13 protein-coding genes are annotated in these 12735 nt (G+C 63.3%); 1 reads left to right on the top strand and 12 read right to left on the bottom strand.

Annotation, left to right across the window (positions count from 1 at the left end):
• Positions 1-19 precede the first annotated feature (19 nt).
• Entirely contained in the window at positions 20-1462 is a 1443-nt protein-coding gene (locus BSY16_RS27665) for a cryptochrome/photolyase family protein (protein ID WP_069062979.1), read from the top strand.
• 1 nt (position 1463) lies between these two features.
• Here BSY16_RS27665 and phnN read toward each other — a convergent pair whose 3' ends face one another.
• The 12 genes from phnN to BSY16_RS27605 form a co-directional block, all read right to left on the bottom strand.
• The gene (phnN, locus tag BSY16_RS27660; RefSeq protein ID WP_069062978.1) at positions 1464-2069 is read right to left on the bottom strand and encodes a phosphonate metabolism protein/1,5-bisphosphokinase (PRPP-forming) PhnN; all 606 of its coding nucleotides are present in this window, start codon (positions 2067-2069) and stop codon (positions 1464-1466) included.
• Positions 2066-3199, bottom strand: coding sequence for an alpha-D-ribose 1-methylphosphonate 5-triphosphate diphosphatase (locus tag BSY16_RS27655; protein WP_069062977.1), 1134 nt, complete (start codon positions 3197-3199; stop codon positions 2066-2068). The genes phnN and BSY16_RS27655 overlap by 4 nt, the downstream gene beginning before the upstream one ends.
• A gap of 1 nt (position 3200) precedes the next feature.
• Positions 3201-3908 carry a DUF1045 domain-containing protein gene (locus BSY16_RS27650; RefSeq protein ID WP_069062976.1) on the bottom strand — a complete coding sequence of 236 codons (708 nt, stop codon included), beginning with the start codon at positions 3906-3908 and terminating at the stop codon, positions 3201-3203.
• Positions 3909-4058: 150 nt separating this feature from the next.
• Positions 4059-5561, bottom strand: coding sequence for a phosphonate ABC transporter, permease protein PhnE (gene phnE / locus BSY16_RS27645; protein ID WP_069062975.1), 1503 nt, complete (start codon positions 5559-5561; stop codon positions 4059-4061).
• Positions 5562-5570: 9 nt separating this feature from the next.
• Positions 5571-6533 carry a phosphonate ABC transporter, permease protein PhnE gene (phnE, locus tag BSY16_RS27640; RefSeq protein ID WP_069062974.1) on the bottom strand — a complete coding sequence of 321 codons (963 nt, stop codon included), beginning with the start codon at positions 6531-6533 and terminating at the stop codon, positions 5571-5573.
• Between the two features lie 73 nt (positions 6534-6606).
• The gene (gene phnD, locus BSY16_RS27635) at positions 6607-7512 is read right to left on the bottom strand and encodes a phosphonate ABC transporter substrate-binding protein (RefSeq protein ID WP_069062973.1); all 906 of its coding nucleotides are present in this window, start codon (positions 7510-7512) and stop codon (positions 6607-6609) included.
• A gap of 80 nt (positions 7513-7592) precedes the next feature.
• A complete protein-coding gene (phnC, locus tag BSY16_RS27630; protein ID WP_069062972.1) occupies positions 7593-8441 on the bottom strand; it encodes a phosphonate ABC transporter ATP-binding protein in 849 nt (282 codons plus the stop codon).
• Between the two features lie 155 nt (positions 8442-8596).
• Positions 8597-9211: a DapH/DapD/GlmU-related protein gene (locus BSY16_RS27625; protein WP_069062971.1), complete on the bottom strand. Its 615-nt coding sequence runs from the start codon at positions 9209-9211 to the stop codon at positions 8597-8599.
• Positions 9208-9915, bottom strand: a complete 708-nt coding sequence (gene phnL / locus BSY16_RS27620) for a phosphonate C-P lyase system protein PhnL (protein ID WP_069062970.1) — start codon at positions 9913-9915, stop codon at positions 9208-9210. Before phnL ends, BSY16_RS27625 begins: the two co-directional genes overlap by 4 nt.
• 65 nt (positions 9916-9980) lie before the next feature.
• Complete coding sequence (gene phnK, locus BSY16_RS27615) at positions 9981-10757, bottom strand: phosphonate C-P lyase system protein PhnK (RefSeq protein WP_069062969.1); 777 nt, start codon at positions 10755-10757, stop codon at positions 9981-9983.
• Positions 10754-11638 carry an alpha-D-ribose 1-methylphosphonate 5-phosphate C-P-lyase PhnJ gene (locus tag BSY16_RS27610; RefSeq protein WP_069062968.1) on the bottom strand — a complete coding sequence of 295 codons (885 nt, stop codon included), beginning with the start codon at positions 11636-11638 and terminating at the stop codon, positions 10754-10756. The genes phnK and BSY16_RS27610 overlap by 4 nt, the downstream gene beginning before the upstream one ends.
• The gene (locus BSY16_RS27605) at positions 11635-12735 is read right to left on the bottom strand and encodes a carbon-phosphorus lyase complex subunit (RefSeq protein WP_069062967.1); all 1101 of its coding nucleotides are present in this window, start codon (positions 12733-12735) and stop codon (positions 11635-11637) included. Before BSY16_RS27605 ends, BSY16_RS27610 begins: the two co-directional genes overlap by 4 nt.

Here is a 12735-nt window from a genome sequence, read left to right as displayed (position 1 = left end):
CACAAAAAGGAAACGAGACATGACGATGAAAAGTGGGCCTCCGATCATCGTCTGGTTCCGCAAGGATTTGCGTACAGACGACAACCCTGCTCTGATCGCTGCGGCCGAGGCCGGCCGTCCCGTCATCACGCTCTACATACGCGAGCCGGAGGAAGCTGGTACCGGTCCGCTTGGGGCGGCGCAGGACTGGTGGCTGCACCACTCGTTGACCTCCCTTGGTGGGACGCTCGAGAGGCTTGGTTCGCCCCTCACCCTTCGCAGTGGAGCGGCGAGCAAAGTTCTTGATGACCTGATCAGCGATACCGGCGCCGACAGCGTCTACTGGAACCGCAGGCACAATCCAGCCGGCGTGAAAATCGACATGGATATCAAGGCGGCACTCAAGGCACGTGGTGTCGACGCCAGCAGCTTCGCGGCGGAATTGCTGCACGACCCGATGCGCCTGCTGACTGGAGAAAAGAAGCCGTACCGCGTCTATACACCCTTCTGGAAAGCACTGGAGCGGGACGGTGAGCCACACGAGCCGGTCGATGCGCCGGAAAAGCTGAGGCCTCCCGAAAAAGTTCCGAAATCGGAGGTACTGGACGATTGGCAGCTGCTGCCGACGAAACCTGATTGGGCAGCCTCATTCAGGGACATCTGGACGCCGGGAGAAGGCGCGGCACGCGAGCGCCTTGACGACTTCGCTGACGGTGCAATCGACGGCTACAAGACGGATCGCGACTTTCCGGCAATCGATGCCACATCCATGCTCTCGCCCCACCTGGCGTTCGGCGAAATTTCCCCCGCCCGCGTCTGGCACGCGACCCGTGGCCTGACGTCAGCGAAGGACGATGTCGTGCATTTCCGCAAGGAACTGGCATGGCGTGAGTTCTGCTACCATCTGCATTTTCATTTCCCGGAACTGGCAGAAAAGAACTGGAACGACCGGTTCGACGCCTTTCCATGGGAGGCGGCGGGCAAGAATTTCAGGCTCTGGACACGCGGTATGACCGGATACCCCATCGTCGATGCGGGGATGCGGCAGCTCTGGAAACATGGCTGGATGCACAATCGCGTGCGCATGATCACGGCTTCCTTCCTGATCAAGCACCTGATGATCGACTGGCGACACGGCGAAAAATGGTTTCGCGACACGCTTGTGGATGCCGATGCCGCGTCGAATGCGGCAAACTGGCAATGGGTGACAGGCTCCGGCGCGGATGCCTCGCCGTTTTTCCGCATCTTTAACCCGATCCTGCAGGGGGAAAAGTTCGATCCCGATGGGACTTACGTACGCAGCTTCGTGCCGGAGCTGGAAAACCTGGATTCCGCCTGGATCCACAAGCCTTTCGATGCGCCGGAAAATGCCCTCAGCGAAGGCGGCGTAGAACTTGGAAAAACCTATCCCAAGCCGATCGTCGACCATCGCAAGGCGCGCGAACGCGCACTCGCAGCCTACAAATCGCTGAAGAACGGTTGAACTAGTCGTTGCGCGCAAGCGCCGAGGCGAGCAGCGATACGAAGGCATCGCCCGCCTCTTCGAGTGCACCGCTGTTGTCGATGACGACGGTATCGGCCGTGACGACGATTTCCGGCACGGCACGCTCAAGCCGCCTGGCGATCGCCTCGGTGCTTTCCCGGCCTCTCGCGGCAAGGCGGGCAGCGAGAATGTCTGGGCGGGCAGTGACGAAAACGACCTTGAGCCGCGGATAGGCCTCGGCAAAAGCCGGCAGTGCCGAGCGACTGCCATTGGCGATCAGCGTTACGCCTTGTCCCAACTGGTCGAGAGTTTCGCGCGGAATGCCGTAAGACAATCCGTGCGCGTCCCAGGAAACGGCAAAGGCGCCTTCGGCCGCGTGTTGGCGAAAACCATCCGCATCGATCGCCTCATGCGCCTCCCCGCCGGCATCCGCCGGGCGGGTGATGACACGGCGCACGAAGCGCACCCGCGCCTCCTCGGCGAAATGCCGTGCCGCATAGGACATCACGCTGTCCTTGCCGGCGCCGCTCGGGCCGACGACGACAACCATCGTGCCCGCCGCGACAGGCGACGGCCGCACGACGACCTCTTCGGCGGCCATGGTCATGCCACCCGCTTGCCCTGGCGCCAGACCGAACGCACGACCGGCACGCCCGACGGACGGCGGACACGGGCGAGATCGGCACGAAGACCCGTGGCAATGGCGCCGCGATCGTCAAGCCCGACCGTGCGGGCGGGCATCGTCGACACCATGGCGATCGCCTTCGGCAGGCTCATGCCCTCGTCGGCGAGGATGAACGGTGCATGCATCAGGCTGAACGGCACGTAATCCGACGAGAGCACGTCGAGCACGCCCATGTTCGCCAGATCGCGGGCGGCGATGTTGCCGGAATGCGACTTGCCGCGCACGATATTCGGGGCGCCCATCAGCACGCTCATGCCGGCACCATGCGACGCTTTCGCAGCCTCGAAGCTCGTCGGGAATTCGGCAAGGCGGATGCCGTAGCCGATTGCTTCCTCGACATGCTCCAGCGTCGCATCATCATGGCTTGCAACCGAGATGTTGCGCGCGGCACAGGAAGCGGCGATCGCATCGCGGTGCGGCTTGGCGTAGCGGGCGGAAAGGTCCTGCTGGCGCTTGCAGAAGGCGTCGAACTCATCGTCGGTGAGGCCGCGCTTCTTCTTGTAGTAGAGGATATATTGCTCCAGCGTCTGGAACTGGCGCTGGCCGGGCGCGTGGTCCATCAGCGAGACGAGGCGGACCATCGGGTCGTTCTCGAATTCCTCGTAATGCTCCAACACGTTGTCGGTCGAGACTTCGCAGCGCAGGTGAATGAGGTGTTCGGCGCGCAGGCGATCTTCGGCCTGCGCTTCGGCGATGGCGCTGGCCATAGCGCGCATCTCGCCCTTCTCGAAACCGCCGTCCTCGTCCGATCCCATGCGCAGGCAATCGAAGACGGTGGTGATGCCCGAGGTGACGACCTGGGCGTCATGCGACTGGATGGCGGCCGTCAGGCCCCAACGTACACCGGGACGCGGCGAATAGTGGGCTTCGAGGTGATCGGTGTGCAGTTCCACGAGGCCGGGGAGCAGGAAGTCGCCTTCCATGTCCTCGCCGGCGGCGGAAGCACCTTCCGAGATGTCGGCGATGAGACCATCGCGCAACACCAGCGTGCCGTCGAGGATCTTGTCCTCAAGCACGATACGGGCATTGGAGAGAACGATTTCGCGGGTCATGTCAGGCGGTCTTTCTGTTGGCTGCTCCACCCAGCGGGAAGAGCGAATGGACGGTGAAATCGGCGCCGCGCGACTGTTCCCGGAACAGCGCGAGGCCGTGAACTGCCAGCGGGCGGTCGTGGAAATCGGCGAATTGATCGAGAAGCACGCCTTCGACGGCATCGCGGCGCTCGGCCGGCACGCGTCCCGTCAGCGTCATGTGGAAGCGGAACTCGTCGAACACGTAGGGATAGCCCCATTGCACGAGGTTCTGTCGCTCGGCGCCGGTCAGTTCGTCGGGCTTGCGGCGCGCGATATCGGCGGAGGTGAGCGGCGCACGGAAGCGCTCGAAACGGCGCACGACCTCACCGGCAAAGCTGTGCAGCGGCTCGCAGTGATCGCCGGGCACCAGCGCAAAGAAGGAACCGAGGCGCCCGACGACAAGCTCGGGGATTTCAAACGGCTCGACCTCGGAGACGAAGCGCCCGACCTCGGCCACCAGTTCGGCCTCCGTGCGGCCTTCGGCAAGCGCGAACGGCGCCTTCAGCGTCGCATGAAAGCCATAGCGGCGCGGGTCTGCCGTCAGTCCTGCGAGTGTGGCCGCATCAAAACCCTGCACGGATGGCTGCGCAAGCGTGGCACCCGTAAACGCGTTGCGCCCCAACCAACGCTGGGCGGAAAGGGTCAGCGGATCGCTTGCGGACGGGGTGAAGTAGAGGGCGTAACGCAATGGCTCATTCCTATGCAATTCAGAAGAAGCCGCCGGACCGGCGACATCGAACCTTGTAGGGATTCGTGTGGCAGCATCATGCCGCCTCACGGGTCTTTCGTTTTTCGCACGTCCGTACGCAAAACCGCTCTACACTTTTGCTGGACTTGCTCAGTGCGCCGGTTTTCCCATCAGGCGCGAACGCAACGCATTCGAGATACCGTCGAAGACGAAGACCACGATGAGGATGAGCAGCACCATGTAGGCGACGTTCTCCCAGTCGGAATTCGTGCGCATCGCTTCCCAGAGCTTGAGACCGATACCACCCGCGCCGACCGCGCCGATGATGGTCGCGGAGCGGGTGTTCGATTCCCAGAAGTAGAGCGCCTGCGAGGCAAAGAGCGGCATGACCTGCGGCAACACACCGTAGCGTTGTACGGCAATGGGGGCTGCCCCTACCGATTTCACACCCTCGCGCTGCTTGTCGTCAATGTTCTCCAGCGCTTCGGAATAGAGTTTTCCGAGCGTGCCGGTATCGGTGAAGAAGATCGCCGACATGCCGGCCAGCGGCCCCGGACCGAAGGCGCGGGTGAAGAACAGCGCCCAGATCAGCATGTCGACAGAGCGCAGGAAGTCGAACAGGCGCTTGGTGACCTGGTTGGAGATCCAGTTGCGCGTGATGTTGCGCGCCGCAAGGAAAGCGAGCGGGAAGGCCAGCAGCATGGCGAACAGCGTGCCGACAAAGGCCATGACGATGGTCTGGAGCAGCTTCGTCCACACGTCGAGATGCTGCCATTCCGCATTGTAGAGGATGTTATTCCAGGCAAGCGAGAGGTTCGATTGCTTCGCGTCGATCCGGTCACCCGAGGTGATCAGCGAGACGACTTCCGAAGTCGACTTTCCATGGAAGGGCGAGTTCGTGTCGAAGATGAAGTTCGCCCAACCGAGGAAGCGCCTGCGGATGCTGATATCGCCCGGCTCGATCTCGCCCCAGCCGGCAAAGCCAAATGCAAGCGTGATCTTCTGACCTGGCGTCTTCTGCGTCGCCCAGGCCGGAAGTGCGCCCTCGACCGCCATCTCGGCCCCGTCCATATCGACGACCAGCGTCTCGCCGGCATGCTGGACGGTCACGCGCTCCGGCACGACCTCGACGCTCGTCGAGGAATTGAGCGTGATCTTCGCGCGCTTGACCACCTCTTCCTCGCGCGTCGTCGCCGTTGCCAGGCCCTCCACGGCAGCGGCCGAGCCGCCGAGGGTGGCGCCGGTTCCCATGAAGCCCATGGATGCCGGTTTCTTGGCCGCCGTGCTTGCGGCATCTGCGGCCGGCGTGGTGCGGGTCATCGTGCCAAGCTCGATCTCTACCCAGTCCGGCGCGGCATTGGGCCCGAGCGGCGAGAAGCGCGGATAGGTGAGCTTCATGGCGCCATCGGGTGCGATCGCCACTTCCGGTCGCACCTCGTAGGAAACCCAGTCGGCGAGGTAGGTGCCGGCTATGTTCCAGTTGGCCGTGGTCAGCACATGGCCGATAGCGAAGAACCACCAGCAATAGAGCGCGTAGAGCACAAAGCCGCCGGTGATGAACGCCACGCGAAAACGCTGCCAGAACGAGCGGTGGAAGACGGCCGGATGGCGTGCCGCGATCTCATCCATCTGTGCGGGATTGAGGGTCGTCATGGCACACTCCTATTGGGCCAGCCGGAAGGCATGATCGCCGACGAGCTTACGGCGCAGCCAGGCGGAAAACTGGTCGACGGCGATGATGGTGATGAGCAGCAGCAATACGATTGCGAGCGTCTTGGCCTGATGGTTCTGGCCGATTGACAGGCGCAGCAATTCGCCGATCCCGCCACCGCCGACGGCACCGATGATCGTCGAGGCGCGCACGTTGATTTCAAGGCGCAGCAGGAAGTAGCTCATGAAGTTCGGCAGGACCTGCGGCACGATACCGAACCAGACGCGCTCGATCCAGCTGGCGCCAACGGCACGAAGCCCCTCCTCCGCCTTCATGTCGGCATTCTCGACCACCTCGAAGAACAGTTTTCCGAGTGCGCCGACCGTATGGATCGACACGGCGATGACGGCTGGGAGAGGCCCAAGGGAAAGAATGGCGAGGAAGAATCCTGCGAGCACCACTTCCGGGAACGCGCGCAGGATTTCCATGAAGCGGCGAACGAAGCCGCGCAGCAGGCGGTTCGCGACGAGGTTCTTGGCCGCGAGGAAACAGAGCAGGAAACCGAAGACCATGCCGATCAGCGTGGAGAACAGCGCGATGTTCAGCGTCTCCAGCATCTTATGGAAATATTCCGGGATGTAGAAGCTCTCGGTGAGGTAGAGCCGGCCTTCGGGATAATTGTACTTGAAGCTGCCGTCGTCATAGGGCGACGGCAGATCGAACAGCGCGCGGAACACTTCGAGACCATCGCGCGGCACCATGTCGCCGACGAAGTCGAAGAGATAGGGCAGCCGGTCGAAGAACTTGCCGGCATTCGTCTCGTTGGCGAACCACAGCGAACCGGAAAGCGCGACGGCCAGGATGGCAAGGCCGAGCCAGGTGTAGAGGCGGCGCCGTGCGTTCAGCTCCTGCCAGTGCCGCTCGATGAGAGCGCCCTTCTCGCTGAAGCCGTCGTGAAGCGTGTTCAAGGCCATGTCTGTTCCGCCTGGGCTCAAAAAAGACGAGGCGCCGGCCGGGTTGCGGCCGGCGCCAGTGTCTGCGTGGCTATCAGCCGCCGATCGTTGCCTTGCGGGCGTCGATGATCGGCTTGTAGAAGTCGACATTGACTTCCGTGAACGCGGTGAAGTCGCCGCCCATGACGGCGGAGAAGCAGGCTGCGTCCTTCTTCGGCAGGTCGAGCATGAACTGCTTGAACTTCGCCTTGGTCTCGTCAGCCATCGAGGTGCGAACGACGATCGGGCCGTTCGGGATCAGCGGCGACTTCCAGAGTTCGACGATGTCGTTCATGTCGAGAATGCCCTTCTCGACCATCTTGTGCAGGTTGCCGGACGTGTAACCGTCCTTCCACTCGCCAACGCCCGAACCGAAGGTCGTGCCGGCGTCGAAGGTGCCCTTCAGCACTTCGAGGACGAGGTTTTCGTGACCGCCGCCGAAGCCGGTTTCAGCGAAATATTCCTTGACCGGGCCGCCGATGGCTTCCGGCAGGGTGACGAGCGGTACGAGGTAGCCCGAGGTCGAGTCCGGGTCGGCGAAGCCGAGCTTCTTGCCCTTGAGGTCTTCGAGCTTGGTGATGCCGCTGTCCTTGCGGGCGACCATGATCGAGTGGTAGCCGGTCGAGCCGTCGGTCTGGACGGTCGTCAGGATCGGCTCGACGGCGTCGGCCTTGGCGAGGTAGATCTTGGCAAAGCCGGACGCGCCGAGTTCTGCATAGTCGAGCGTGCCGCCGAGCAGGCCCTGGATAACGCCGTCATAGTCGGCAGCCGGGAAGAACGAGACCTTCTCGAAGCCGAGTTCGGCCTTCAGGTGATCGCCGAGGCACTGGTAGTTGCGCAGGCGGTCGGCTTCGTTTTCGCCGCCGATGATTCCGACGCGGAATTCCTTGAGGTCTTCAGCCTGGACGTGGCCGGCGAGCGCGATGAGCGCGACGGCGCCGAGAAGTACTTTCTTCAGCATGGTCTCTCTCCTGTTTGACCGGCTTTGCCGGACTGGAAGTTGTCTGACCCTTTACGCGGGTCGTTCGATCCCGGCGGGGCTCAGAGCCCGGCCAGTGCCAGCGGTGTCGGGCTGGCGGATTCCTTGATATTGTCCTGACGGGCCGGGTTGCGGATCGCCGTGGAGGTGAGGCTCTCGTCGATCTCCGCGCCATCGGCGCCTGTGCCGTAGATCGTGCGCACCGCTTCGCTGTCGAGCTCGCGTGCCGACCCGTCGAACACGACGCGACCGTGCGCCATGCCGATGATGCGTTCGCAATAGGCGCGTGCCGTGTCGAGCGTGTGAAGGTTGGTGATCACAGTGATGCCTTCGCGCTCGTTGATGTCGCGCAGCGCGTCCATCACGATCTTGGCGTTCAGCGGGTCGAGCGAGGCGATCGGCTCGTCGGCGAGCAGCATCTTCGGGTTCTGCATCAAGGCACGGGCAATCGCCACGCGCTGCTGCTGGCCGCCGGACAGCGTGCCGGCCGGCTGGAGCGCCGTCTGCTCGATGCCGAGGCGCTCGAGGGCGGCAATCGCCATGATGCGCTCTTCGCGGGTGAAGAGATTGAGGATGCTGAGCGTCGTCGAACGGTGGTTGAGGCGGCCGAGCAGCACGTTGGTCAAGACGTCGAGGCGCGGCACAAGGTTGAACTGCTGGAAGATCATCGCACAGTCGCGCTGCCAGTTGCGCAGTGCCGAACCGCGCAACGACGAAACCAAGACGTCGTTGAAATGGATCGAGCCTTCACTCGGATCGGCAAGACGGTTGATCATGCGCAGCATGGTGGACTTGCCGGCACCCGAGCGGCCGATGACGCCGACCATCTGGCCCTGCGGGATGTCGAAGGTCACAGCGTCGACCGCAACGCGCTCGCCAAAACGGCGGGTGACATTCTTCAGTCGGAACATGGCGGATCCCTCTTAATTTCCAGTAACGAGCCCATGGTGGGGCGATGTCGTTTTCGGGATTGGCTGTAAACGCTGTTGATGAAGCGGCGATGTCAGTTTCATGTCGGAAAAATTACAGTCCACAGGCCTGAATTTCCGGCATTGCACATGCCCGCTCAACCGTCGTGACGGGCAAGAAAGGCTTCTGCGTCAAGTTTGCGAAAGTCGTCCAAAGCGGCACGCAACCGGGCATGATCCCAGTCCCACCAGGCGAGTTTTTCCATGCGTTCGGCGATGCTTCGCGGGAAGCGTTCGCGGATGACTTTCGCTGCCACGCCGCCGACGATCATGTAGGGTTCGACGTCTTTTGTGACGACCGCGCCGGACCCTATGACAGCCCCGTTGCCGATTGTGACACCCGGCAAAATCGTCGAGCCATGGCCGATCCACACGTCATGGCCGACGGTGACGCGATGCTCGCGCCGCCAGGCAAAGAAATCCGGTTCCTGCTCCGCATCGGGCCAGTAATCGTTGGCCCGATAGGTGAAGTGGTGCAGCGTCGCGCGCCACATCGGGTGGTTGGTGGCGTTGAGGCGGACCGACGAGGCGATATTGGCGAACTTGCCGATCGTTGCGCACCAGACCGAGCCGCCATCCATGATGTAGGAATAGTCGCCGATCTCGGCTTCGCTGATGCGGCAGTTCTCGGCGATTTCGGTGTAGCGGCCGAGCACCGTATCGGAGACGACGGCTGTCGGGTGGATCAGCGGTGTTTCGGACAGCTTGGTCATGCGGCGGCCTTTCGCGGCGAAAAGGCAGAGACGTCGACGATGCGGTCGGCGACCTTTTCGCGCACGTCCTCGTCGTGGAAGATGCCGAGCAGCGCGACGCCGGCCGCCTTCTTCTCCTCGATCATGCCGACGACGACGGCGCGGTTCTTCGCATCGAGCGAGGCGGTCGGCTCATCGAGCAGCAGGATGCGGTGATCGGTGATGAAGCCGCGGGCAATATTGACGCGTTGCTGTTCGCCGCCGGAGAAGGTGGCGGGCGGCAGCTGCCACAGTTCGCGCGGCAGGTTGAGACGGGCCAGCATGGCCTCTGCCGTCGCCTTCGCCTCGGCTGCATCGACGCCACGGGCGGTGAGTGGTTCGGCCACGACATCGACGGCTGCAACGCGCGGCACGGTGCGCAGGAACTGGCTGACGTAACCGAGCGTCGCCCGGCGAACCGACAGGATCGTGCGTGGATCGGCGGTCGCGAGATCGAGCAGCTTACCATCGTGATCGACCAGGATCTGGCCGTTATCGACGGCGTAGTTGCCGTAGACCATCTTGAGCAGCGAACTCTTGCCGATACCGGACGGTCCGCCCAGCACGACGCATTCGCCTGACTTCACGGAGAAGGTGACATTCGACATGACAGGCAGTCGGATGCCGTCGCGAAGATGCATGGTAAAGCTCTTCGCCACTTCGGAGACAACGAGGGGTGTGGGCATGTCACTTTTCCTTTTGACGCATGGTCTCGTCCGAAAACCGGATTCCACTTTTCGGGACCATGCTTTCAGACCTGAAGGATCGAGGAGACGAGGAGCTGGGTATAGGCTTCGCGCGGATCGTCGAGCACGCGGTCGGTCAGGCCCTGCTCGATGACGAGACCGTCCTTCATCACCATCATGCGATGCGAGAGGAGACGCGCCACGGCGAGATCGTGCGTGACGATGATCGCCGAGAGACCGAGGTCCTGGACGAGGCCGCGCAGCAGGTCGAGCAGGCGTGCCTGCACCGAAACATCGAGGCCGCCCGTCGGCTCGTCCATGAAGATGAGGCGCGGCGATGTGACGAGATTGCGGGCGATCTGCAGGCGCTGCCGCATGCCGCCGGAAAAGTCGCGCGGCTGGTCATCGATGCGATCGACGCTGATCTCGACGCGGCCGAGCCAGGATCCGGCCGTCTCACGGATGTTGCCGTAGTGCCGCTCGCCGACGGCCATCAGCCGCTCGCCGACATTGGCGCCGGCCGACACGGCCATGCGCAGGCCATCCGCCGGGTTCTGGTGCACGAAGCCCCAGTCGGTGCGCATCAGGAAACGGCGCTCCGCCTCGCTCATGCGGGAGAGATCGCGCATCTGGCCGTCGCGCATGCGGTATTCGACGGCGCCGGAGCTCGGCATCAACCGCGTTGCGAGGCAATTCAGCAGCGTCGTCTTGCCGGAGCCGGATTCGCCGACGATCGCCAGCACTTCACCGGGCCAGAGGTCGAAGGAGACGTTCTTACAGCCGATGCGCGCGCCGTAGAATTTCGAGATGTCGCGGACTTTGAGAAGCGGCATGTCGGTCATTCGGCAGCCTCCTTGTTATAGGCGAGAGGACCGCGGTGGCCGTGGGCGCAGCGGTCTTCGCAGTGGTCGGTATCCGAGCAGACGAACATCCGCCCGCCCCTGTCGTCGAGCACCACCTCGTCGAGATAGACATTCTCCGCGCCGCACAGCGCGCAGGGCTTGTCGAAGGTCTGGATCTCGAAGGGATGGTCCTCGAAATCGAGGCTGACGACTTCGGTATAGGGCGGCACGGCATAGATGCGCTTTTCGCGACCCGCGCCAAAAAGCTGGAGCGCCTCCGAGCGGTGCATCTTCGGATTGTCGAATTTCGGGGTCGGCGACGGGTCCATGACGTAGCGTCCCTCGACCTTCACCGGATAGGCATAGGTCGTGGCAATATGGCCGTTCTTGGCGATGTCTTCGTACAGCTTGACATGCATCAGGCCATACTCTTCCAGCGCATGCATCTTGCGCGTCTCGGTCTCGCGCGGCTCGAGGAAGCGAAGCGGTTCCGGGATCGGCACCTGGTAGACCAGCGTCTGCCCGGCCGTCAGCTTTTCTTCCGGAATGCGGTGGCGCGTCTGGATGATCGTCGCCTCGCGGGTCTTCGTCGTCACCGCGACATTGGCCACCTTCTGGAAGAAGGCGCGGATGGAGACGGCGTTCGTCGTGTCGTCGGCGCCCTGGTCGATGACTTTCAGCACATCGTCCGGTCCGAGGATCGCCGCCGTCACCTGCACGCCACCGGTACCCCAACCATAGGGCATGGGCATTTCGCGCGACGCGAAGGGCACCTGATAGCCCGGAATGGCGATCGCCTTCAGGATCGCCCGGCGGATCATGCGTTTTGTCTGTTCGTCGAGATAGGCGAAATTGTAGGTCGCCAGGTCGGTCGTATTCATTCTGCGGCCTCCGGAAGATCGATGTTCTGCGCGGCCTCGTATTCCCGCCGCATGCGGCGTACGAGATCGAGTTCGGCCTGGAAATCCACGTAGTGCGGCAGTTTCAGGTGCTCGACGAAGCCGGTTGCCTGGACGTTGTCCGAATGGGAAATGACGAACTCCTCATCCTGCGCAGGCGCCACGATGTCCTCGCCGAACTCTTCCGCGCGCAGAGCCCGGTCGACCAGCGACATCGCCATGGCCTTGCGCTCGCTCTGGCCGAAAACGAGGCCATAGCCGCGGGTGAACTGCGGCGGGTTTTTCGCCGAGCCCTTGAACTGCGCGATCATCTGGCACTCGGTCACCTGGACGCGGCCGAGCGAGACGGAAAAGCCGAGTTCCGGCATATCCAGCTCCACCTCGACCTCGCCGATGCGCACTTCGCCGACGAAGGGATGGGTGCGGGCGTAGCCGCGCTGGGTGGAATAACCGAGCGCCAGCAGGAAACCCTCGTCGCCGCGGGCGAGCGCTTGCAGACGCAGGTCACGGGCCATCGGGAACTCCAGCGGCTCGCGTGTGATGTCGCCGGCGACATGGCCGTCCGGCAGAGTGCCATCATCCTCGACCAGGCCTTCATCGGCCAGGATGTCGGAGACGCGCATGACCGGCTCGCCGGGCTCTTCCCGCTCCAGGCCCGCTTCGACAGCCTCGTCACCCAGAAGCGACGGGTCGAGAAGGCGGTGGGTATAGTCGAAGGTGGGGCCGAGAAGCTGGCCGCCCGGCAGGTCCTTGTAGGTCGCCGAGACGCGGCGCTCGATCAGCATGGCGCCCGTCTCGACCGGCTTGGAATAGCCGAAGCGCGGCAATGTCGTGCGATAGGCACGCAGGATGAAGATCGCCTCGATCATGTCGCCGCGCGACTGCCGGATGGCGAGCGCAGCCAGCGCACGATCGTAAAGCGAGGCTTCCGCCATCACGCGGTCGACGGCGAGGCCAAGCTGGGCGACGATCTGCTCGATGCCGATTGCCGGCAGCGAGCGGTCACCGCGGCGGCGGTCGGCGAGAAGGCGATGGGCGTTGGAGATGGCGGCTTCGCCACCCTTGACGGCAACGTACAT

Origin of the sequence: Sinorhizobium sp. RAC02, from assembly GCF_001713395.1 — a bacterium.
GTDB lineage: Bacteria > Pseudomonadota > Alphaproteobacteria > Rhizobiales > Rhizobiaceae > Shinella.
Note: the sequence above shows the minus strand (reverse complement) of the source record. Positions and strands in the feature narration are given on the sequence as shown.

What these genes read in the sequence shown, in the direction of transcription:
- phnC (WP_069062972.1), bottom strand. Translation starts at nt 8,441, where the DNA reads ATGTTCCGACTGAAGAATGTCACCCGCCGTTTTGGCGAGCGCGTTGCG.
- phnE (WP_069062974.1), bottom strand. Translation starts at nt 6,533, where the DNA reads ATGGCCTTGAACACGCTTCACGACGGCTTCAGCGAGAAGGGCGCTCTC.
- phnK (WP_069062969.1), bottom strand. Translation starts at nt 10,757, where the DNA reads ATGACCGACATGCCGCTTCTCAAAGTCCGCGACATCTCGAAATTCTAC.
- BSY16_RS27655 (WP_069062977.1), bottom strand. Translation starts at nt 3,199, where the DNA reads ATGACCCGCGAAATCGTTCTCTCCAATGCCCGTATCGTGCTTGAGGAC.
- phnE (WP_069062975.1), bottom strand. Translation starts at nt 5,561, where the DNA reads ATGACGACCCTCAATCCCGCACAGATGGATGAGATCGCGGCACGCCAT.
- phnD (WP_069062973.1), bottom strand. Translation starts at nt 7,512, where the DNA reads ATGCTGAAGAAAGTACTTCTCGGCGCCGTCGCGCTCATCGCGCTCGCC.
- BSY16_RS27605 (WP_069062967.1), bottom strand. Translation starts at nt 12,735, where the DNA reads ATGTACGTTGCCGTCAAGGGTGGCGAAGCCGCCATCTCCAACGCCCAT.
- BSY16_RS27665 (WP_069062979.1), top strand. Translation starts at nt 20, where the DNA reads ATGACGATGAAAAGTGGGCCTCCGATCATCGTCTGGTTCCGCAAGGAT.
- BSY16_RS27610 (WP_069062968.1), bottom strand. Translation starts at nt 11,638, where the DNA reads ATGAATACGACCGACCTGGCGACCTACAATTTCGCCTATCTCGACGAA.
- BSY16_RS27625 (WP_069062971.1), bottom strand. Translation starts at nt 9,211, where the DNA reads ATGACCAAGCTGTCCGAAACACCGCTGATCCACCCGACAGCCGTCGTC.
- phnL (WP_069062970.1), bottom strand. Translation starts at nt 9,915, where the DNA reads ATGCCCACACCCCTCGTTGTCTCCGAAGTGGCGAAGAGCTTTACCATG.
- phnN (WP_069062978.1), bottom strand. Translation starts at nt 2,069, where the DNA reads ATGACCATGGCCGCCGAAGAGGTCGTCGTGCGGCCGTCGCCTGTCGCG.